Source organism: Intestinibacter sp., assembly GCF_034113885.1.
Classification (GTDB): domain Bacteria; phylum Bacillota; class Clostridia; order Peptostreptococcales; family Peptostreptococcaceae; genus Intestinibacter.
On record NZ_JAXEWM010000231.1, the window covers coordinates 1 to 21,555 of the forward strand.

The following is a 21,555-nucleotide window of genomic DNA, read 5'->3' on the forward strand; positions in this document are numbered from 1 at the left end:
ATTTTAAATTCTTCAAAATGATCCTCTAAAATCGTATTTATTATTTTTCTTTTTTCATATCTTCTACAATTGTTCATATTACTATTGTACACAGATTATCCACAATTTCAAATTGTTATAAATTCCTTGTAAATAAAAAAGGAATTATCGATACATCAAAACATATCAATAATTCCCTTTTACATATATATTTTAGTTGATTGGTTAAAAGAATATATTTTTTATATTGTATTATATTACTACTCATAATATAATTTTTTACCCTATTTCAATCATCTTACCATTTCTTGCGTATATGATTTTTTCGCATACATTAGTAATATGATCTCCAATTCTTTCTAAATATCTTCCTACAAATAAAAGCTTTACACCTTGATTTATATTTTGTTCTGGATTTTCATGCATAACTCTCAAGCAATCTTCTCGTACTCTGTAGTAAAGAACGTCGATTTCATTGTCTATAAGAGCTACCTTATATGCTAAATCTACATCTTGATTTATAAAAGCAGTCTTTAAATTTCTAAACATATCTAAACAATGCTCAGTCATCTTTGGTATATCGACTAATTCCTTTATATAGTCCTCTCCTGCAATTGTCACTACTTCTGAAGCTATATTTGCTGCATAGTCTCCAATTCTTTCTAATTCAGTTGATATATCAGATAAAGCGTATATTTCTCTTAAATCTTTTGCCATAGGTTGTTTTAAAGCCATTAATTCTATACTTCTATCTCTAATATATTCTCTCAATATATCTATATCATCATCATTATTTATAACCTTTTTTGCTAAATCTACATCCTTATTAATCATGCTTTTAACAGATAATTCTATAGCTTCTTCGCATTTATCCATCATTCTATTTATATATTCTTTTAAAGTTTTTATATTCATCTCTAAATTTGTACTTGCCATCTTATATCTCCTTAAACTATAGTTTGTAATACTGAAATTTGAATTATTCTAAATTTTAACCGAATCTTCCTGTTATATAATCCTCTGTACGTTTATCTTGTGGCACTGTGAATATTTCTTTAGTGTTGTTGAATTCTATTAATTCACCATTTAGGAAAAATCCTGTTTTGTCTGAAATACGTGCAGCTTGTTGCATATTATGTGTAACTATTACTATAGTGTATTGATTTTTTAAAGTTGACATTAATTCTTCTACTTTAGAAGTTGATATTGGATCTAGCGCTGATGTAGGTTCATCCATTAGTATAACATCTGGCTTCATAGCTATAGTTCTCGCTATGCAAACACGTTGTTGTTGTCCTCCTGATAAACCTAGTGCTGGTGATTTTAGTCTGTCCTTTACTTCATCCCAAATTGCAGCTCCCTTTAAACTTTCTTCTACTATTTTATCTAATTCTTTTTTGTCTTTTATCCCTTGGTTTCTTGGTCCGTAAGCTACGTTATCGTATATACTCATTGGGAATAAGTTCGCCTTTTGGAATACCATACCTACTCTAGTTCTAAGGCTTATTACATCATTAGTTGTAAGTACTTCTTCGTCTCCCATATATATTTTTCCGTTTATTTTTACACAGTCTATTAAGTCATTCATTCTATTTAAGCATCTTAAAAATGTAGATTTTCCACATCCTGAAGGTCCTATTAGAGCAGTTACTTCATTTTCTCTTATATCCATGTTGATTCCTTTTAGAGCTTGCTTTTCTCCATAGTATAAGTCTAAGTCGTTTACTCTTATTTTAACGTTGTTTTCACTCATATCTATTCTCCTTAATTTTTATTAATATCTATATTGATCAATTATTTCTTTTTAATAATTTGCCTTGTTTAACTTTTTAGCCACTAGCTTAGCTATAGTGTTTAGTGCAAATACTATTACTATAAGTACTAGACCAACACCGCATGCAGTTTGTATATCTCCTGTTTCTTTAGTCAATAAGTATGCATGTACTGTAAGTGTTCTGGCACTATCAAATACTGTAAGTGGCATTTTTGCTACTGTTCCAGCTGTTAGTAAAATCGCTGCTGATTCACCGATTACACGACCTATTGATAAGATCACTCCTGAAAGTATTCCAGGTATTGCACTTGGTAGGATTACCTTGTAAAGTGTTTGAAACTTAGTAGCTCCAAGTCCTAGAGATGCTTCTCTATAAGTTTGTGGTACAGTTTTTAGAGCTTCTTCTGTAGAACGTATTATTGTTGGAAGTATTATAATCGCTACTGTTAAACCACCTGATAATATTGAATATTGGAATTTTAATGCTACTACAAAGAATATTCCCCCGAATAATCCATATACTATTGATGGTATACCTGCTAGACATTCTGTAGCAAATCTTATAACTCTTACTATTTTACCTTGCTTAGCGTACTCTTGTAAGTAAACTGCGGCAAGTATACCTATTGGTGTAGCTACTAATATTGATACTAAAACCATATACACTGTTGTAATTATCATTGGAAGTATTCCACCATCTCCACTTGCTGAATAATCACTAAATAAGAAGTTTAAATTGATTTTTCCCATTCCTTTTATAAATATAAATCCAACTATCACTACTAGTATTCCTACTGTTATAATAGCTGATAAATATACTAGGGAAACTAATAAATTATCTTTATTTTTTCTCGCCTTTAAATTATTTTCCATTTTATTCTACTCCTTTAGAAGTTAATTTAGTTAATACTAAATTTATAATTATTATGAATATGAAAAGCACAACCCCTGTTGCAAATAACATTTCTTGATGTGTACCTGCTGCGTATCCCATTTCTAGAGCTATATTTGTTGTAAGTGGTCTTACACTGTCTAGAATTGATGTTGGAAATGCTGTTGAGTTACCTGCTACTAGTATTACTGCCATTGTTTCACCTAATGCTCTACCTATACCTAGGATTACACCTGCTAGTATTCCTGATTTAGCTGCTGGCACTGTTACCTTAAATATTGTTTCTATTTTTGATGCTCCTAATGCTAAAGATCCTTCTTTGTATGCTTTAGGTACTGCTCTTATTGATGTTTCTGATAGTGAAATTATTGTTGGAAGCATCATTATCGCTAATACGAAAATTACTGCTAATAAGCTTTGTCCTTTAGGAAGATTTAATACTGTTTGTATTGCTGGTACGATAACTGCTAACCCGAATATACCGTAAAGTACTGATGGTATACCTGCTAGAAGTTCCACTGCTGTTGAAATTATTTTTGCATATCTTTTCGGACAAATTTCTGCTATAAATATTGCTGCAAGTATTCCTACTGGAACACCTATTATTAAAGCTCCTATTGTAGCTACTATTGAAGTTACTATCATAGAACCGATACCGAATTTTTGAGATCCTGGTAACCATTCAGTTCCAAATATAAAATCTACAAATGAATATCCTTCTGCTATAAAAGGCATTAAACCTTTATAAAATACAAACCCTATTATAAGTAATAAACTTATAACTGCTACTAAAGCACTTATCATAAATATTTTTTCTGTAACAGCTTCTATTATATACTTACTTCTATTTTTATTAGATGAGTTACTTTCATTTACATTGATTGATTCAGTTTTTTCCAATCTAAGCTCCTCCTTTTTAAAACGGAGTGCTACAAAATGTTATCTAGTATCTTTTGCAACACTCCAAAACTATTTTCAATATTTTATTAATTTTTTCTAAACTTTTTATATGATTTCATTTCTATATTTGTCTGATTTTTATTTTATATGTTAATCTAGATTGAGTTCTATTTTTCATTTACACTCATGAAGCCTTCTTCTTTTATTGTATTTTGACCATCATCACTTAATATGTAGTCTATGAAAGCTTTAGCATCGTCAGTTGCTTCACCTTTAGTTACTAATAAGAATGGTCTTGATATTGGATAGCTATCGTTATAAACATTTTCTTCAGTTGGTTCTACTCCACCTATTTTTACTGAGTTTATAGAGTCATCTAAGTATCCAAATGATATGTAACCTATTGCATTTTCATTTCCTTGAACAGTTGTTTTTATGTTTCCTGAACCGTCAGATATTTGAGCATCTCCAGTTAATTCTTCTGATTCAAATCCTACTATTTCTTGGAATCCATCTCTTGTTCCTGAACCATCTTCTCTAGATACAACAACTATTTGTGCATCTTTTCCTCCAACTTCTTTCCAGTTAGTTATTTTTCCTGTGTAGATGTCTTTTATTTGATCCATTGTTAAGTCTTTTACATCATTTGCTGTATTTGTGATTACTGCTATACCGTCTATAGCTATTTGATATTCTTCTAATCCTTCAGATTTTTCTTCATCTTTTAAATCTCTTGAAGACATTCCTATTTGTGAAGTTCCATCGATTGTATTTGTTATACCTGCTGATGAACCTACTTGTTGAACTTCGATTGTAACACCTTCATTTGCTTTTTGGTAATCTTCTGCTAAAACTTCCATTGTTGGTCCTACTGAAGTTGAACCTGATACAGTGATTTTACTTGCGTCTGAAGCTCCACTTCCTCCGCCGTTACTACAACCTACTAATGATCCTACTAATAAAGTACCTGCTAAGATTGATATTAATTTCTTTTTGTTAAACATTTTTCTCCTCCATTATTTTATAAAAATTTTATTTTTTTCTTTTTTAGTACCCTTTGTTTTTCTTATTTCCTTTTACACTTTATATAATACAGATAACGTCTTAAGTCTTTATTAATGCTAGGTTATTATAAAGTTAAGTGTGTTAAGTTAGTGTTAATAAATAAAAAAAAGATCATTGATTATAATTTCAATGACCTTAAAAAACTATAAGTACCCTTTTAGCTATTAATTATTCGGCGTCTACTAAACCTATATCAAAAGTTATGCTTCCTGTATAAGTTCCAACCTTTGATGAAGGAAGTTTAACTGGTAAAACTTTATTGTTAACTTCACCATCTTCAGTAAATGCTGCAACTTCTACTCCATTTGCTTGATCCTTTGTTCCAGTTGTTTCTATAACTGTTCCATCTTCTTTTACTATTTGATATCTCATAACTGTGTTTGTTTCTTTATTTGTTAAAACCATTTGATTTCTGAAATAATCTGTTCCAGCTATAGATACAGATACTTTTTGTCCATCTAAATAATTAACATTAGAAGCTTTGATTGTCATGTCTGAACCATCTTTAGCTATAGTTATTTTAGCTGGTATTTCAACTGTGTAAGTTGGATCGTTTTTTAGAACGTATTCTAGTTCTGTTGATTGAGACTGAGCATTTGCTGTTACCATCATTGTTGAGCAAATTGCTAAAGTTGATAATAATAATGCTGTTTTCTTTCTTTTCATGGTATTCCTCCAAATTAATTATTTATATTTAAATACTTGCGTATTTATTTACATAAACTATACTACTTCCATAGTAGCTCTCACATTGGCACCTGCGTATTGTGTTTCCTTATTCAAGGAATACGGTGTAATTTTTATTACTGCATCATAAGTACCCTTTTTAAGTCCTTTTTGTAATTCTACATTTTCTATAGCATATCCAGCCTGAACAAAATCTGATGTGTACAAACTTTCTCCATCTACTAATAACTCAAATTTAAAATAGCATTGATTTCCTTCAGGATTGCCCAATGTTATTTTGACATTTTTAGTATCTGCTGGTATTGTTATAGTGCTATAGCCTGGTATTTTTATGCTCTCTGGATCTGAGTTTTTCTCCTGTGTCCACTTTACTGTATTTGAATCTAAATCACCTTTTGAAAGATTCTTATTTATAAATATTCCTGCTGGAATTATTATTAATAAAACTAGTATTATTAATATCATCACCTTTTTAGACTTATAATTCATGAAATTTCCTCCTCTATTTATTTACAACTTAAGTATAATTTTTATATGTTAACATTTTCCTAAATGCCAGTTAATTATCACTTAAGAATATATTAATTTCTTAACATAACAAAAAAATCGTCACATAGAACAAATCTCCTTCTATGTGACGATTTTTTATTAACTTACCTTTTTAGAAAATTCTCGATTAAACGGTAGCTCTATAGTGAACTTGCTGCCTACGCCGAGCTCACTTTCTAATTTAATATCTCCATTTAGAGCCTTTACCATATGCTTTGTAATTGCAAGCCCTAGTCCAGTTCCACCTACACTTCGGCTTCTTGCCTTATCTACCCTATAAAATCTCTCAAATACTCTATCTATATCCTCCTTAGGTATTCCTATACCATTGTCTTGTATTTCAATGAATACTTTATCCTTCTTTACATATTGTCTTATCTTTATATTTCCATTTTTTCCTGTATATTTTATAGCATTTTCAATTATATTTAACAGTATTTGTCTTATATATCCTGAGTATTCCCATAAATCTATATCTTGATTTTCAAATTGGTAGTCTATTTTTATATTTTTATCTTTAGCAATATATCCTACTATTTCGTGTATCTCTTCAAAAATTTCAAATAAATCTACTTTTTCTACTTTCTTCTTAACTTTATTTTCAACAGTAGACAATAATAAAATATCATCTATTAGCCTAGATAATCTAGTCGTTTCATTTTCTATAATACCTAGAAATCTAGTCTTCGTATCTGTATCTAAATTTTCTGTCATCTTTAGTGTCTCTACAAATCCCTTTATAGATGTAAGAGGTGTCTTTAATTCATGACTTACATTTGCGACAAATTGTTTTCTCATATTTTCAAGCTTTACATAATCTGTAACGTCTTCAATGTTTATAATAAACCCTATTACAGCATCTGTATTTTTGAAATAAACTGGATCTATCTTTATTTTGTAAATAATGTCCTTTGATATATTCTTTTGCACAACAACACTATTTTCACTCGACATATTATATAAAATACTTTCCAAAACAATTTTATTCTTTATAAACTGTCTTATACTTTTTCCCTCTGGTAGTAGCAACTCATCGCCTTCAACCATTTCTTTTGCTAATTCATTTATCAAAAGTATTCTACCTTTAGTATCTATCGCCAAAATTCCATGAGATACACTTTTCATAATAGACTGCAACTGTGTATTTTTATTTGTAATATCTTTTATAGTAAAATTTATTGTATCTATCATAGAATTGAAGTTTTTAGCGAATTCTCCCATTTCACCAGACATCTGACTTCTTACTCTAGAATCAAATTCCTTATTGCTAATGTCCTTTGAAACCTTCATAAATTCTTTTAGGTAGGTCCTCAAGCTTACAGTATATCTAATCAAAACTATAGTTACAATAGATAAAATTAATATTATAAAAATATACAATTCATTCAAAAGTTGTATCTCTTTCATTTTAATTCACCTCAAAATATTATTTAATTTTATAACCTACCCCTCTTATTGTCTCTATAAATTTGCCATCATCGTCGCCGATTTTTTTTCTTAAATGTCTTATATGGACATCTAAAGTTCTCGTTTCACCGTAATAGTCATATCCCCAGATTTTATCTAGTAAAAATGTTCTAGTGAGTACATTACCTCTGTTTTCAAGAAGTAATTTTAATATTTGGAATTCCTTTAATGTCAATTCTACTTCTTGGCCATTTTTAGTTACAATGTGTTTATTTACATTTACTTGTATGTCGTCAGCCTTTAAAATATCTTCTTTTTCACTTGCACTATATTTATATCTTCTAAGCACTGAGCTAATTCTAGCAAGAACTTCTTTTACACTAAATGGCTTTGTAATATAATCATCAGCGCCATCGTGTAATCCTTCTAATTTATCCTCTTCCATATTTTTTGCAGTAAGCATTATCACTGGAATTTGTTCTAATGCTGTATCTGATCTTATTTTTTTTAAAAGATCTATTCCGCTTATATTTGGAAGCATCCAATCTAGAAGAATAAGATCTGGTTCAAATTCCTTTGTCTTTAAGTATCCATCAAATCCATCATAAGAATAATCAACCTTATAGCCATTATTTTCAAGATTGAATTTTAACAATTCCACTATATGAATCTCATCATCTATAACTAATATCTTTTTCATAAAATCCTCCTTATTTTCCGATTGGAATTATAAGTGTTTGACTAAATTCCTTTTCTAAGCTCTTATTTTTATTATGTGTAAATTTAACTAATTCCTCTTGAGCATTAATTCTTTTTTCATTTTCTGCTATTTGTTTTTTCTCATAAGAACCATCGCTCTTTAATATTTTAGCCTTTACATTATCTTTCAAATATAAATCTAAAATTTCCTTTATTTCCTGTTGAATATCTTTATCCTCTACTATTCCCATAGTTTCTACTCTCTTATTTAAATTTCTATACATCCAGTCTCCACTTGATATATACAGTTCTTCTTTTCCATCATTGTAGAAATAATATATTCTACTGTGTTCAAGATATCTTCCTACTATGCTTCTGACCTTTATATTTTCGCTTAGTCCTTTTATTCCTGATTTTAGACAGCATATACCTCTGACAATTAGTTCTATTTCCACACCTGCTTGAGATGCTGCATAAAGCTCTGTTGTTATACTTTTATCTAGAAGAGAGTTCATTTTTGCTATTATTTTAGCTTTTTTACCTTTTTTTGCATTTTCAGCCTCTCTTCTTATCATTTTTTCAAATTTATCTCTGAAGCCATAAGGAGCTATAGTTATTTTCTTCATATTATCTGGTGATGCATATCCTGATAGCATATTAAATAAAGTAGATGCATCTTTACCAAACTGTTCATCAGCTGTAAGTATTCCCATGTCTGTATAAAATTTTGCTGTAACGTCATTGTAGTTTCCTGTTCCGAAATGGACATATCTTTTTATTTTGTCCTTTTCCTTTCTTACAACTAATAATATTTTACAATGTGTCTTAAGCCCTATTACTCCGTATATAACATGACATCCTGCTTTTTCAAGCTTTTTAGCCCAAGTTATATTGTTTTCTTCATCAAATCTAGCCTTTAGTTCAACTAAAACTGTAACTTGTTTTCCTTTTTCGGCTGCCTTAGTCAACGCTTCTATTATAGGTGAATTTCCACTTACTCTGTACAATGTCTGTTTAATTGCAAGTACATTTGGATCCTCTGCTGCTTTTTTTACCATATCTACTATAATATCAAAAGATTCGTAAGGATGGTGAACAAATATGTCCTTTTCTTTTATATACCCAAAAATATCAGTCCTATGTGGTATTTTAATATTTGCCATCTTTACTTTTTCATATTTCAACTCATCAAATCCTTCTACAGAACCTAATTTATTTAAAAAAGTAAAATCTATTATACCATTTATTTTAAATATATATTGTTCATCAATTTCTATCTCATCTACAATTATATCTAATATTTCATTAAAATACTCAACATTTCCATTTGATTCTATCTCAAGTCTTACTGCATCTCCCCATTTTCTTTGTTTTAAAGATTCCTCCATAGTTTCTAATAAATCCATTGCATCCTCTTCATCGACATCTAAATCTGCATCCTTCGTTATTCTATAAGAACAGCTATATAATACCTCGTGACTGCTAAATAACTTAGGTAACAATAAAGATGCTACTCTCACCATAAAGAATTCATCTAAATTCGAATTAAAAATTGATAAAAATTTTACTCTCTCTAATAAGGGATTTTCTTCGTTGCGTGCTTCATCTAATACTCTTTTATTAAATTCTAACCAGCTGAGTTCTCTATTAAAAAAATTTTGTGGATAATCGTACATTTTATTCATTTAATCTATCTCCATTCCCAAAATATTCAAAATTAAATTCTTCAATATTATAGTAACATTATAAAAAGTTATCTAACCTTATTTTTATGTAAACTATGTTATGTTTTTGTAAAAAACGAGATATTCTGCTATTTTTTGATATTATTATTGATATAATCTTGATAATATTTATTATCTAATAAAATTATAAAATATTTATTAAAATTAACTTTATGGAGGTATAGCTTTGAACAGAGTTGCAATTATAGATATAGGATCTAATTCATTAAAATTAATAATGGCGGATATTTACGACAATAAATTTTTTCAAATATCTTATGAAAAGAAAATTAAATTAAGACTTAGCAATTACAAAAATAGAGCAAATGATATAACTGCTCTTGGTATAAAAAAATTAAATGAAGCTTTAACAGATTTGAAAAAAATATGTACTCTTTATAGATGTAATAGAATAATAGCTGTGGCAACAGAGACATTGAGAAAAGCTAGCAATGGGCCACAAATAATAGAAGAGCTAAAAGAAAGCTTAAATTTAGATGTTAAAATAATAAGTGGAAAGGAAGAGGCATACTACGGATTTGTATCTTCTATTAACTCAATAAATCTAAAAGACTTCCTACAAATAGATATCGGGGGGTCTAGCTGTGAAATAGTATTAGTTAAGGATAAAAAATTAATAGAATCTATAAGCTTGCCTTATGGAAGTATTCCAAACACTAAAAACTTTAACCTACAAGACAAGGTATCAGAAGAAGATGAAGCGAGATTCAAAGAAATGATATTTAAAGAACTAGATAAATATCCATGGATAAAGGAAAATAAAAACCTACCTGTAGTAGGAATCGGCGGCTCTGTCAGATGCATAGAAAAAATTCTGAGAAATCATGCATTTGACGATATAGATATTTTACTTGATAATTACGTTATTTCTTATAAAAATATAAATAGCCTATTTAATATTGTAAAACGATTAAATTTACAGCAAAAAAAGGAAATAAAGGGTATGTCTTCTAATAGAGCTGACATCTTTGTGGGTTGCTTGATTTTAATCAAATACCTTATGTTCTACATCAATTCAGATAAGCTTTCTATAAGTAAATTTGGAATTAGAGAGGGTATTTTATTTGAATATGCAGAAAGCCTATAATTAAAACTTCATAAATAAATTGAGAGTATGATGAGTCTTCAATCTAAGACTTTTCATACTCTCTTTTCATTAATTTAAATTTTATCGTCTATTAGAATGCTGGAACTATACTTCCATCGTATTTATCTTCTATGAATTTTTTAACTTCATCACTGTTTAAAGCTTTTTGTAATGCTTTTGCTTTGTCGCTGTCTTTATCTTCAGTTCTTATAGCAACTATGTTTACATATGGAGAATTACTATCTTCTATTACTATTGCATCTTTAGTAGGATTTAAACCAACATTTAATGCGTAGTTAGTATTTATAACGGCTAAATCAACATCGTCTAATGTAGAAGGAACTTGTGCTGCATCAACTTCAACGATTTCTATATTTTTAGGATTTTTTGTTATATCTTTTGCTGTTATTAATTCACCGTCTTTAACTTCTATTAATCCGTTTGCTGCTAATAATTGAAGAGCTCTTGCTTCGTTAGTTGAGTCATTTGGAACTGAAACCTTTGCTCCATCTTTTACTTCATCTAGTGATTTTATTTTATTTGAATATACACCCATTGGTTCTATATGTACTTTTGCGCAATAAGTTAAGTCGTAATCTTTTTCTTTAACTGTAGTTTCTAAGTATGGTATATGTTGAAAATAGTTGGCATCTAGAGATCCATCTGCTAGTGCGTCATTTGGTAATACATAATCGTCGTATTCAACTACTTCAAGTTCATATCCTTCTTTTTCTAGTACTGGTTTTGCTGCTTCTAATATTTCAGCATGTGGTGTTGGAGATGCTCCTACCTTTATAGTTTTATCTTCTTTGCTTCCCCCTGAGCAACCTGTTAATAATCCTACTACTAATGTTGTTAATAATATCGCTTTTCCTAATTTTTTTAATTTCATTTTTCTTTCCTCCTGTGTTTTTATATTAATTATTTAAATAAATTATTTCTATTTTAATTTCTTGTAAGCATAATCGCCTAAGCTTTGTATTGCTTGAACTACTATTACTAAAGTTATTACAACGTATATCATAACTGCTGTGTCAAATCTTTGATGTCCGTATACTAAAGCTACCTTACCAAGACCGCCAGCTCCTACAGTACCTGCCATTGCTGTATATCCTAGGATTGATATTACTGAAAGTGTAATACCTGATACTATTGAAGGCATCGCTTCTTTTATCATTACCTTGAAAATAATTTGTGTGTTTGTAGCCCCAAATGATTTCGCTGCTTCTATAAGTCCTTCATCTACTTCATTTAAAGCTGTTTCTATTATTCTACCTATAAAAGGTGCTGCCCCTATAGTGATCGGTACTATTGCTGCTGTTTCACCTATACTTGTACCTACTATCAATCTAGTAAATGGTATTAATGCAACTAGTAATATGATAAATGGGAAACTTCTAACTATATTTACCACAAATCCAACAACTGAATATACAGTTTTATTAGGCTTTAATCCCTTTGGTTTAGTAAGAACTAATATAATTGCTAATATGAATCCTAATATTGTGGCAATCACAGTCGGCACAATTATCATGTACATAGTCTCTAAAAATGCTTCTCCCAGTATTTCTGTCAAATACTCGTATAATGATGTATTATTTGTCATTTTTTATTTCCTCCCAAGTTATATTTCTCTCTGTAAGATAATTTTTCACTGCATTTGCATAGTGATCTTTAACTGTTATTATTAATGAACCAAGTACATCTTCTCGGAATTTTTCTAATTTACCGTAGCTTATGCTAAAGTCAAAATCCAATGTTCTAGCCATATTTGTAATTACTGATTGATTGGCAATATCTTTAGGGAAGATTATTTTTATGTTTGTTCCTTCTGGAAGTACTATTTGTTCATCTCCTATTAATGCCTTTAATCCTCTCGTATTGTTTAAGAATAAGTCTTCTGTTTTTTCTATTTCTAAAACCTTACCACCTTCCATTACTGCAACTCTTGTACAAATTTGCTTTATAACCTCCATTTGGTGAGTTACAACTATAATTGTTATATTTAGCTTTTTGTTTATGTCCTCTAATAGAGATAGTATAGATTTAGTAGTATTTGGATCTAGTGCTGAAGTCGCCTCATCACATAGTAGAACCTTTGGCTCTAATGCTAATGCTCTAGCTATTGCAACTCTTTGTTTTTGACCACCACTTAAATTTCTAGGCTTTACATTTTTCTTGTCGCTAAGTCCTACTAGCTCAAGTAGATTGTTTACCTTTTTTTCTATTTCAGCCTTTGAATATTTAAAGCACTCTAGTGGTAGAGCTACATTTTCAAATACTGTTCTTCTTTCTAGTAATGAGAAATGTTGAAATATCATTCCTAAATTTTTTCTAAGCTCTCTTATATCCTTTTCATTTAGGTCTTTTACTTCTTTTCCTTGTACTGTCAAGCTTCCTTCTTGATAATTTTCAAGTCCATTTATACATCTAAGTAAAGTCGATTTACCTGCTCCACTGTGGCCTATAATCCCGAATATCTCTCCCTCTGAAATTTCCATATTTACATCTTTTAATACCTTTGTATCTCCATAATATTTATTAAGATTTTGTATTTTTATCATTTAATTTCTTCCTTTCCAAATTAACTATATATATTTAATTTTATATTTTTATTTTTTTTTATATCTAGTTAATTTTTTATATTATGTCAAAAACATTCCTATTTTTATATATATTTATATTATTTATCTATTTTTCTTTTAAAGTATTTTTAAATATTAAAAAAGCTTGAGTATAAACTCAAGCTTAAATAGTCTGTTTATACTCATCTCTCAACTTTAATAGTTGCAGGATTTAGCACCATATATAAATAAATATTGGTTGCTGGGCTTCATAGGGCCTGTCCCTCCGCCTCTCTTGATAAGAATTGTTTTTCAGTTATTCATTTGTTATGATATTAATATTATACAATTTGTATAAATTTGTCAATACCTTTTTAAAATTTGATTTTTCAAATATTTTTTTATTATATATTTTATCTTCACAAAATCAAATCTAAATTATATCCCTCGCTGCCATCTCAAGCTTATCCTTTGCTTGTCTGATTTCGCCAACTTGTATATCAGTTATTTTTTCTGGTTTTGCCTTTTTAACTAGCTTCTTAAGAACTCTAAGATCTGATTTTATTTCTGATTTTTTCGCTCTATCTATAGATTCTTTAGATTGATTCAAGCCTTGTTCTACCTTATATACAAGTGATTCTGCATCATTTAAAATATCTATATATTCTTTTCTTTTGTTGTCTTCAGAAGCATATGATTGAGCATCTCTTATCGCCCTTTCTATATCCTCATCAGATAAATTAGAGCTCGCTGTTATTGTTATACCTTGGCTGTTTCCTGTTTTTAAGTCCTTAGCAGAAACATTTAGTATACCATTGGCATCTATTTCAAAGGTAACCTCGATTTGAGGAACTCCTCTTAAAGCTCTTTTAATTCCTTTTAATTTAAACTCTCCTATTAATTTATTATCCTTTGCAAACCTTCTTTCACCCTGTAAAACCTTGATATCTACAGATGTTTGGAAGTTAGCTGCAGTAGTAAATATTTGACTGTATTTTGTAGGTATAGTTGAATTTCTCTCTATTAATCTTGTAGATACTCCACCCATAGTTTCTATAGAAAGAGATAGTGGTGTTACATCTAGTAATAATACCTCATTTAGTCCTGGATCCCCAGCAAGCTTTCCTCCTTGAATAGCAGCTCCTAAGGCTACACATTCATCTGGATTTAAATTTTTACTAGGTTCTTTGCCTATTATTTCTTTAACCTTCTCTTGTACAGCTTTAATTCTAGTTGAGCCTCCAACTAGTAGAACCTTGCTCAATTCACTAGTTGATATCTCTGCATCGCTTAGAGCATTTCTTACTGGTATAACTGTCTTTTCAACTAAATCGTAAGTAAGCTCATTGAATTTTGCTCTCGTTAAATCTATATTCATATGCTTTGGACCGTCTTTTCCAACAGCTATAAATGGTAGATTTATATTAGTTGTAATTGCTGTTGAAAGCTCTTTTTTAGCCTTTTCAGCTTCTTCTCTTACCCTTTGTAGAGCTACTATATCCTTAGATAAATCTATTCCGTCTGATTTTTTAAATTCTTCAATCAAATAATCAGCGATTTTTTTATCGAAATCATCTCCACCTAGATGATTATCTCCACAAGTCGCCATTACTTCAATAATACCGTCTCCTATTTCTATTATAGATACATCAAATGTTCCTCCACCTAAATCGTAAACCATTATCTTTTGGGAACTTTCATTATCAAGACCGTAAGATAATGCTGCAGCTGTCGGTTCATTTATTATACGTTTTACTTCAAGCCCTGCTATTTTGCCGGCATCACTAGTCGCTTTTCTCTGTGAATCATTGAAATACGCAGGAACAGTTATTACTGCCTCAGTTACACTTTCTCCTAAATAGCTTTCAGCATCCTTTTTTAATTTTTGTAAAATCATCGCTGATATTTCCTCTGGAGTCCATTTCTTACCGTCTATATTTACAGTATAGCTTGTTCCCATATGTCTTTTTATAGATGAAATTGTTCTATCTGCATTTGTAACACTCTGTCTCTTTGCTGTATCGCCTACTAATCTCTCATTATCCTTTGTAAAAGCTACTATTGATGGTGTAGTTCTAAACCCCTCAGCATTTGCTATAATTGTAGGCGAACCACCCTCCATAACGGCTACGCATGAATTTGTTGTTCCTAAGTCAATCCCTATTATCTTTCCCACATTGTGCCTCCTATTAATTGTAAAATTATCTATATTAAAAATCTAAATTGCTAATGGAACATACATGAATTTAAGCAACAATTACACATAAGATTCCACATACAGCATTGTATACAGGCACTATTGAAGCCTCCTCCTGGATATCCGTATGTAGTCTGTTGGTTAGTGTACCAAGTACCTCCATGCTCAAGCATGTCTACTAATCGTTGATATTGTAGGTTATTTGGCTCCATTTGAAGAGCTCTATTTGCCTCTTCTAGTGCTTTAATATTGTTGCCTAATTTGTAGTTTACATTTGCGCTGTAGTAATACCATTTAGATGTTCTGTTTTCTATACCATCAAGTACATTTCTAGCCTCATTGTAATATCCATTGTTAAAATAATTAAGTGCTGCTCTCAAATGTACATCTTCCTCTTGTCCAAAATTTGGATTGTATCCTCTTTGCTGTTGTTGATTTCCATCAAACCCAAAACCTCCGAACCAATCGAATCCACCAAAATCTCCGAAATCCTGACCATTATATCCTCCGCCATAGCTTTGATTTCCTTGATTTCCATAGCTTCCCGAGCTATTTGAGTATCCTCCGTAGCTATTTTGATAAGAAGATCCACCGTTTTTTTGCTTCATAATAACTTGGTACGCCTGTTGTATTTCTTTGAACTTTTCTTCGTATTGATCTTTGTTTGGATTATTTATGTTAGCATCTGGATGGTACTTTTTACTCAATTTTCTATATACTTTTTTTATTTCTTCCTTTGAAGCATCTCTAGATACTCCTAAAACCTGATAAGGATCAGTCATTTTTTTCCTCCTCTAATTTTTCTCTCTTGTTTCTAACTGCTTTATATTTTGACCAAACGCCAGAATATAAAATATTTCTCAAAATATCCACATCTTCAATAATAGGTAAATTTTCAAATTCCCTAGCACATTCTGAAATCATCATAGTTAAAATTTTTTGAACAAAGTCATCAAAATTTTTGTTTTTATATATCTCTGTAAAAGGATTGTAATTCCCCTTTTTTACATCCTTTTCTATGTCTTCATATGCATCCATAAGATATATATATTTTCCAAGGAAAAATCCCATTTTATACAATGACTCTCTCCATTCATCCTCTCTATATAAAAAAATCTGAGCCATAAGCTCTCCTGAATAAACCGCTATTTTATCTATATCGTATTCGTTTTTTGCTTCGTATTCACGTGAAGCTTTTAATATATTTTCTAATTTGTCGGTTTTTTCAGGATAAAGCTTTCTTATTTTCTTTATTTTTCTGCTGATTAAAAACGAATATAGCTTTCTGCTGAATTTTTTTTCATCCTTCCAATCATCTACACACTTCAAATACGATAAAAATAAATTCATATCAGCTATATAATCAGTAATTTCATTCGTCCTTTTAATAGTTTTCTTAAAAGGATGGAGCTTACATCTAAATACTTCTAACTTCGTCTCTGGCTCATAAAGACTTGTAAGTAAAAGCTGCAAAAATGTCATATCGTAGTTTAAAGTAGCCTGTGCAAAATTTCCACTTCTCTTTTTTAAAACCTGGCACATACCACAGTAATACGACCTATAGACATCGAATTCTCTAAATTTGAGCTCATCTTTATTTATAAGAACATATCCAAACATCCTCTAGCTCCTTTTTATAAAATAAGTATCACATTTTGGACAGTGAATACTTATTTTGCCTTTGCCCTTTGGAACTCTAACCTTTTGTTTGCATGTAGGACATTTATATATACGATGAGTCTTTCTTTGTTTCATGATAGACTTTTGACTGTTTATTTTACTTCTTATATTTGCTGTTTTATTTAAAAAGGCTTGGTTTTCAGAAGCTCTTTTATATATATTTCTAGAAAATAACCTATAGTATACATAGATTATAGTTGCAAATCCTAAGTAATACATCACAGCAGATAACCCTCTGCTTACACCTCTTAGTAAAAAATACAATAGAAATTCTACTAAAAATGCCTTCATTAAAAAGTTATTCAATTGATCATTTCCATATCTTCCCTGCATAAATCTCGCTAATTTTTCTTTCATTTTCATTCTCCTATTTAATTTATTTCACTTGACCTTTTTAATACACTATCTTTTATATCTGTTATAATAAGATTTATTTATGTACCCAATATTAACATAGGTTTTCTAATATAATTTAAGTCTGTTATGCGATAAATATGCACTATTTTTCACATAAAAAAGAGACACCAAAACAAATATATTTTAGCATCTCTTCTAATAGTCGTATATATTTAAACTCTAAATAGATTATTTTAAAGTCATTCCGTAATCGTCGCAATCAGATATAGCTTTTGCGAACATTTCCTTTGTAACTCTGTCCTTTATAGCATTCCATTCAACTAGAGTAACAGCCTTGTCAACTATTGTTTGTATACCGCTCTTGTCTATTCCTAAATCTGCTAGACAAACTGGTAATCCTAATTCTTTGTTAAATGCAGCTATTTCGTTTCTCTTTTCTATTTCTCCTGCACAAGTAAGTAGAGCTAAAACACCGAATGAAACTATTTCACCGTGTAATCCTCTGATTCCTTCTACTAGAGTAGCTCCATTGTAGAACGCATGAGCTAATGAGCTGTTGTAGTAGTAATCATTTTCTGTAGTAGTTAAGTTAGAAACTATACCTGTACTTATGATTATGTCAAGAGCTACTTGTTCTAATTCATAAGAATCTTGATTGTTTTTGCAGTCTTCTAATGCTTTTTTACCGTATTTAACAAGTGGACTTGTACAAACAGTACTTACTCCAAGACCCATTAATGGTGTATGAGGTAATTCCACATCTTGTGAAGAATAAACAGCTTCACATTCTTTAGATAAAGCATCACCTATACCAGCCCATAATAAATCCTCTGGTGATTCAGCTATTATTTGTGTATTTATGAAAGTATGATCTGCTGGACCATCTAAGTAATAATAGTTTTTGAATGTGTGGTCTTCATTGTACATAACACATATTGCAGTTACTGAAGCACAGTTTGAACCCAATGTTGGGAAAGTAAATATAGGTTTGTCTAATTTATCTGCAACAACCTTACAAGTATCTACAGCACGACCTCCACCTACACCAAATATGATATCAGCATTTTTTACTCTTTCATCTGATGTTAATTTGTCTACATTTTCATAAGTAGCGTCATTACCATATACTATGAAGTCTATTATTTCTACATTAGAACCTGCTACACCATCTATTATTGCTTGCTTAGATTTTTCTATAGCAGTTCTACCACCTATTACTATTGCCTTTTTTCCAAATCTACGTGCTACGTTTGGTATCTCTTTGTAGCAATCAGTCCCTACTGAGTAGCTTGGAAGATATACATTATAATTACCCATAATTTAAATCATCTCCTACTATTTTATATTTTTACCAAATTATTTACCATATTATTCTAACACTTAATTTGTTTTGAAAAAATATCTAATATTATTTTTTTGTATAATTATAATATTTTTTATAACAACAATTTTGTATATTTTAATTTTATTCAAATATTATTCTCTGTGGATTAGTGTATATATTCATTCTCTCTCCTCTTACAAATCCAGCTAGGGTTATATTTAGTTTCTTAGCAATTTCAACGGATAAATTAGTTGGAGCTGATTTAGAAATCACTATAGGTATACCGGATTTTGCAGCCTTTAAAATCATTTCGCAGGATATTCTTCCACTTACAAATATTATTTTATCTTTTAAATCTATATTATTTAAAACACAATATCCTATAGCTTTATCCATAGCGTTGTGTCTAGCTACATCTTCTTTAATTGTAATAAGATTTTGATTGTCGTAAATAGCCACACTATGTACCCCACCAGTATTTTTAAATAACTCAGAAGATGTTAGATTTTCCTTCATAACTAAATATATATCATTTACCTTTATAGTAGCATCTGTGTTTTCGATAGGCTTTAAATCTACATAATCTAAATCATTTAGATAAAATCTCTTTCCTCTGTCAAAAGCTTTATTTTTTTCTACAACTGCATTTGCAACTCTATTTTCAAAGTCTACTTCTATTGATTTTATATCGAATTTACATTTTATGATTCCTTTAGTCATCAGAAATCCAGCAACTAATTGATCTAAGTTTTCTGGTGTACATAAAAATGTATTGGAATAATCTCCATTTAAAACTAAAGCTAATGGAAATTCTCCTATTACTGTTTCTAATTCCTCTTTATGATCTTTTTCTTTGACTTTTACTACTTCAAATCTAAAATTTGTTTTATAATCATAATCTACTAATCTCTCTTCTTTATTTTTATCTTGTTTAATATCTTTTGCGTATTTATTTTCCATAATTATCCCCCATCATTTATTAATTTAGATATTTCATATCAAATTAATATGAAATTCACCTTAAATATAGTTCAATATTTGTAAATTGTCAACTAATACGGATATTATGTCCTAAAAAACTATACTAAAAAAGCATATTACTACAATTTATCTTGTAAATAATATGCTTTTAATATCTGTTAATTTAAAAATACACCAGTCAATTTTAATAATATTCATTACCTGTAGCTTCAAATGCTTCTTTGAATGCATTCATAAATATTGTCTTTCCTTGTTCCTTATATTCACCTAAAGGAGTATCATTTTCTGTATCCTCATAAGCCTGTTCTGCAAATTTACTTGGTGCTGTATCTTCACCATATTCAAAGTAAAATTCTACATATGCTGCCCCTGCAACTGCTATTTGTTTCTTTAATTCATCATTAAAGTCTATTTCATAGTCGCTATTGCTAGTATCGTTATTATCACCATTATTTTTATTACTGTCATTTTTATTAGTAGTATTTTTATTAGTAGTATTTTCTTTTTTATCATCAGTTGCAGCTTGTTGTTTATCAGCTTCTTCTTTCTTAGAAATTTCATCTAATTTTTCGCTACATGTTTTAAGTAATTCTTTACATTCCTTTAGTTCATTTGAATAATTTGCTTTGTCAGAAATCTCGTCAATTATATATCCTAGTTTAACTTTAGCATTCATATATTCTTCTTTTTTCATAAGCTCTTTAGCTTCATTTATTCTTTTTTGTATATCTTCTCTAAAAGTTAAATTTTCTTGCTCTTCTTTTAATTTTTCACATTCTGCTTTTAATTTCTTAGCAACATCTATTCCTACTGTACTTTCACTTTCGCTTGCTAAAATTTCATCACATAGTTCAATAGCCTCTTCATATAATTTAGCATTCATTTTTGCTTCTACTTGCATAATTTTTTCTACTTGTTCATGTAGAGCAGTCGCTTCTGCATCTCCTTCTTTTTCATCAAGTGCTGATTCAAAATAGTCTAATGCCTCTTCGTATTGCTCTTGTTTAACTGCTTGCTCTCCATTTTCCATATATTCATTGTATTTCTTATCGCTGTTGCAACCAGTTAATAGAAACGCACATATTATAATTAAAGCCAATGCTTTTTTTAACCTCATAATTAACACCCTCACTCCTATTAAAATTTTATACTAGACTAAAGATATTTTTGACGTATAGCAAATTATATCACTAAAAAAGCTTTAGATAAATATAATTTATTTTTTTCACAGTTTTAATTATACTACTAAATCGATTTTTTTAAATAGCTTAAATATATTTTATTATAATTTTTATAATTTCATATGCATTATAAATTTAAATCTTCTTTTAAATTAAAATATGTTACTGTTGCTCTAGCTATAAGTCTATTTTGATCATCTTCTACATCTACATCATATACCAAAAGATTTTTTCCGTATTTTACCTCTTTAGCCTTTGCGATCAATTTTTTTACACCAAATGTAGGTCTTAAAAAGCTTATATTACTATTACTAGTTGTGGCTTTTTTTCCTCTAGACCAAACTGCCGACCCTGCAACTGAATCCGCTAGAGAAAATATACATCCTCCATGAATTCCCTTAGACATATTTAGATGACTATCAGTTATTGTTATTTCGCCCTCTGCATATCCTTCTAAAACCTTGGTTATTTTTATACCATTGACCAT

At 29.7% G+C, this 21,555-nt stretch carries 22 protein-coding genes and 1 riboswitch; of the genes, 1 reads left to right on the forward strand and 21 read right to left on the reverse strand.

Features of this window, described 5'->3' with window-relative positions; translation table 11 throughout:
* Nucleotides 1-258: 258 nt before the first annotated feature.
* The 10 genes from phoU to ppk1 all read right to left on the reverse strand — a co-directional run bounded on the left by phoU (nucleotide 259) and on the right by ppk1 (nucleotide 9,637).
* Entirely contained in the window at nucleotides 259-915 is a 657-nt protein-coding gene (gene phoU / locus SPD90_RS13875) for a phosphate signaling complex protein PhoU (RefSeq protein ID WP_320624883.1), read from the reverse strand.
* A 55-nt stretch (nucleotides 916-970) separates the two neighbouring features.
* The gene (pstB, locus tag SPD90_RS13880; protein WP_290690498.1) at nucleotides 971-1,732 is read right to left on the reverse strand and encodes a phosphate ABC transporter ATP-binding protein PstB; all 762 of its coding nucleotides are present in this window, start codon (nucleotides 1,730-1,732) and stop codon (nucleotides 971-973) included.
* Between the two features lie 51 nt (nucleotides 1,733-1,783).
* Nucleotides 1,784-2,626, reverse strand: a complete 843-nt coding sequence (gene pstA / locus SPD90_RS13885; protein ID WP_290690496.1) for a phosphate ABC transporter permease PstA — start codon at nucleotides 2,624-2,626, stop codon at nucleotides 1,784-1,786.
* 1 nt (nucleotide 2,627) lies between these two features.
* The gene (gene pstC, locus SPD90_RS13890) at nucleotides 2,628-3,545 is read right to left on the reverse strand and encodes a phosphate ABC transporter permease subunit PstC (protein WP_320624882.1); all 918 of its coding nucleotides are present in this window, start codon (nucleotides 3,543-3,545) and stop codon (nucleotides 2,628-2,630) included.
* A gap of 167 nt (nucleotides 3,546-3,712) precedes the next feature.
* Nucleotides 3,713-4,549 (reverse strand): phosphate ABC transporter substrate-binding protein, encoded by an 837-nt coding sequence (locus SPD90_RS13895; protein ID WP_320925623.1) that lies wholly within the window; start codon nucleotides 4,547-4,549, stop codon nucleotides 3,713-3,715.
* Nucleotides 4,550-4,778: 229 nt separating this feature from the next.
* Nucleotides 4,779-5,276, reverse strand: coding sequence for a hypothetical protein (locus SPD90_RS13900; RefSeq protein WP_290686870.1), 498 nt, complete (start codon nucleotides 5,274-5,276; stop codon nucleotides 4,779-4,781).
* A 57-nt stretch (nucleotides 5,277-5,333) separates the two neighbouring features.
* Nucleotides 5,334-5,786, reverse strand: a complete 453-nt coding sequence (locus SPD90_RS13905; protein ID WP_320925624.1) for a hypothetical protein — start codon at nucleotides 5,784-5,786, stop codon at nucleotides 5,334-5,336.
* A gap of 159 nt (nucleotides 5,787-5,945) precedes the next feature.
* Nucleotides 5,946-7,253, reverse strand: a complete 1,308-nt coding sequence (locus SPD90_RS13910; protein ID WP_320925625.1) for a sensor histidine kinase — start codon at nucleotides 7,251-7,253, stop codon at nucleotides 5,946-5,948.
* A gap of 19 nt (nucleotides 7,254-7,272) precedes the next feature.
* Nucleotides 7,273-7,953: a response regulator transcription factor gene (locus SPD90_RS13915; RefSeq protein WP_320625474.1), complete on the reverse strand. Its 681-nt coding sequence runs from the start codon at nucleotides 7,951-7,953 to the stop codon at nucleotides 7,273-7,275.
* A 10-nt stretch (nucleotides 7,954-7,963) separates the two neighbouring features.
* Entirely contained in the window at nucleotides 7,964-9,637 is a 1,674-nt protein-coding gene (gene ppk1 / locus SPD90_RS13920) for a polyphosphate kinase 1 (RefSeq protein ID WP_320925626.1), read from the reverse strand.
* Between the two features lie 226 nt (nucleotides 9,638-9,863).
* Here ppk1 and SPD90_RS13925 point away from each other — a divergent pair, with 226 nt between their 5' ends.
* Nucleotides 9,864-10,784, forward strand: a complete 921-nt coding sequence (locus tag SPD90_RS13925; protein ID WP_320925627.1) for a Ppx/GppA phosphatase family protein — start codon at nucleotides 9,864-9,866, stop codon at nucleotides 10,782-10,784.
* A gap of 91 nt (nucleotides 10,785-10,875) precedes the next feature.
* Here the strand turns inward: SPD90_RS13925 and SPD90_RS13930 are convergent, their stop codons facing one another.
* From SPD90_RS13930 to SPD90_RS13980, 11 genes are all read right to left on the reverse strand, one after another.
* On the reverse strand, nucleotides 10,876-11,676 hold the full coding sequence (locus SPD90_RS13930; protein ID WP_320625477.1) for a MetQ/NlpA family ABC transporter substrate-binding protein: 801 nt from the start codon (nucleotides 11,674-11,676) through the stop codon (nucleotides 10,876-10,878).
* 48 nt (nucleotides 11,677-11,724) lie between these two features.
* Nucleotides 11,725-12,390 carry a methionine ABC transporter permease gene (locus SPD90_RS13935; RefSeq protein ID WP_320625478.1) on the reverse strand — a complete coding sequence of 222 codons (666 nt, stop codon included), beginning with the start codon at nucleotides 12,388-12,390 and terminating at the stop codon, nucleotides 11,725-11,727.
* On the reverse strand, nucleotides 12,380-13,348 hold the full coding sequence (locus SPD90_RS13940; protein WP_320625479.1) for a methionine ABC transporter ATP-binding protein: 969 nt from the start codon (nucleotides 13,346-13,348) through the stop codon (nucleotides 12,380-12,382). Before SPD90_RS13940 ends, SPD90_RS13935 begins: the two co-directional genes overlap by 11 nt.
* A gap of 200 nt (nucleotides 13,349-13,548) precedes the next feature.
* A riboswitch (SAM riboswitch) is annotated at nucleotides 13,549-13,653 on the reverse strand.
* A gap of 128 nt (nucleotides 13,654-13,781) precedes the next feature.
* Nucleotides 13,782-15,524, reverse strand: coding sequence for a molecular chaperone DnaK (gene dnaK, locus SPD90_RS13945; RefSeq protein WP_320925628.1), 1,743 nt, complete (start codon nucleotides 15,522-15,524; stop codon nucleotides 13,782-13,784).
* A gap of 50 nt (nucleotides 15,525-15,574) precedes the next feature.
* The gene (locus tag SPD90_RS13950; protein WP_320625927.1) at nucleotides 15,575-16,327 is read right to left on the reverse strand and encodes a DnaJ domain-containing protein; all 753 of its coding nucleotides are present in this window, start codon (nucleotides 16,325-16,327) and stop codon (nucleotides 15,575-15,577) included.
* The gene (locus tag SPD90_RS13955; RefSeq protein WP_320925629.1) at nucleotides 16,320-17,165 is read right to left on the reverse strand and encodes a DUF5685 family protein; all 846 of its coding nucleotides are present in this window, start codon (nucleotides 17,163-17,165) and stop codon (nucleotides 16,320-16,322) included. The genes SPD90_RS13950 and SPD90_RS13955 overlap by 8 nt, the downstream gene beginning before the upstream one ends.
* A 3-nt stretch (nucleotides 17,166-17,168) precedes the next feature.
* Nucleotides 17,169-17,582 carry a hypothetical protein gene (locus SPD90_RS13960; protein WP_320925630.1) on the reverse strand — a complete coding sequence of 138 codons (414 nt, stop codon included), beginning with the start codon at nucleotides 17,580-17,582 and terminating at the stop codon, nucleotides 17,169-17,171.
* A gap of 228 nt (nucleotides 17,583-17,810) precedes the next feature.
* Nucleotides 17,811-18,899 (reverse strand): iron-containing alcohol dehydrogenase family protein, encoded by a 1,089-nt coding sequence (locus SPD90_RS13965; protein WP_320624081.1) that lies wholly within the window; start codon nucleotides 18,897-18,899, stop codon nucleotides 17,811-17,813.
* Nucleotides 18,900-19,047: 148 nt separating this feature from the next.
* Nucleotides 19,048-19,866 carry a formate dehydrogenase accessory sulfurtransferase FdhD gene (fdhD, locus tag SPD90_RS13970; protein ID WP_320624080.1) on the reverse strand — a complete coding sequence of 273 codons (819 nt, stop codon included), beginning with the start codon at nucleotides 19,864-19,866 and terminating at the stop codon, nucleotides 19,048-19,050.
* A 205-nt stretch (nucleotides 19,867-20,071) separates the two neighbouring features.
* Complete coding sequence (locus tag SPD90_RS13975) at nucleotides 20,072-21,004, reverse strand: hypothetical protein (protein ID WP_320925631.1); 933 nt, start codon at nucleotides 21,002-21,004, stop codon at nucleotides 20,072-20,074.
* 191 nt (nucleotides 21,005-21,195) lie between these two features.
* Nucleotides 21,196-21,555: PaaI family thioesterase (locus SPD90_RS13980; protein ID WP_320925632.1), on the reverse strand; the 360-nt coding region annotated here is incomplete at its 5' end.

Coding starts and splice junctions, on each gene's coding strand:
- phoU (WP_320624883.1), bottom strand. CDS start 915: ATGGCAAGTACAAATTTAGAGATGAATATAAAAACTTTAAAAGAATAT.
- pstB (WP_290690498.1), bottom strand. CDS start 1,732: ATGAGTGAAAACAACGTTAAAATAAGAGTAAACGACTTAGACTTATAC.
- pstA (WP_290690496.1), bottom strand. CDS start 2,626: ATGGAAAATAATTTAAAGGCGAGAAAAAATAAAGATAATTTATTAGTT.
- SPD90_RS13895 (WP_320925623.1), bottom strand. CDS start 4,549: ATGTTTAACAAAAAGAAATTAATATCAATCTTAGCAGGTACTTTATTA.
- SPD90_RS13900 (WP_290686870.1), bottom strand. CDS start 5,276: ATGAAAAGAAAGAAAACAGCATTATTATTATCAACTTTAGCAATTTGC.
- SPD90_RS13905 (WP_320925624.1), bottom strand. CDS start 5,786: ATGAATTATAAGTCTAAAAAGGTGATGATATTAATAATACTAGTTTTA.
- SPD90_RS13910 (WP_320925625.1), bottom strand. CDS start 7,253: ATGAAAGAGATACAACTTTTGAATGAATTGTATATTTTTATAATATTA.
- SPD90_RS13915 (WP_320625474.1), bottom strand. CDS start 7,953: ATGAAAAAGATATTAGTTATAGATGATGAGATTCATATAGTGGAATTG.
- ppk1 (WP_320925626.1), bottom strand. CDS start 9,637: ATGAATAAAATGTACGATTATCCACAAAATTTTTTTAATAGAGAACTC.
- SPD90_RS13930 (WP_320625477.1), bottom strand. CDS start 11,676: ATGAAATTAAAAAAATTAGGAAAAGCGATATTATTAACAACATTAGTA.
- SPD90_RS13935 (WP_320625478.1), bottom strand. CDS start 12,390: ATGACAAATAATACATCATTATACGAGTATTTGACAGAAATACTGGGA.
- SPD90_RS13940 (WP_320625479.1), bottom strand. CDS start 13,348: ATGATAAAAATACAAAATCTTAATAAATATTATGGAGATACAAAGGTA.
- SPD90_RS13950 (WP_320625927.1), bottom strand. CDS start 16,327: ATGACTGATCCTTATCAGGTTTTAGGAGTATCTAGAGATGCTTCAAAG.
- SPD90_RS13955 (WP_320925629.1), bottom strand. CDS start 17,165: ATGTTTGGATATGTTCTTATAAATAAAGATGAGCTCAAATTTAGAGAA.
- SPD90_RS13960 (WP_320925630.1), bottom strand. CDS start 17,582: ATGAAAGAAAAATTAGCGAGATTTATGCAGGGAAGATATGGAAATGAT.
- SPD90_RS13965 (WP_320624081.1), bottom strand. CDS start 18,899: ATGGGTAATTATAATGTATATCTTCCAAGCTACTCAGTAGGGACTGAT.
- fdhD (WP_320624080.1), bottom strand. CDS start 19,866: ATGGAAAATAAATACGCAAAAGATATTAAACAAGATAAAAATAAAGAA.
- SPD90_RS13975 (WP_320925631.1), bottom strand. CDS start 21,004: ATGAGGTTAAAAAAAGCATTGGCTTTAATTATAATATGTGCGTTTCTA.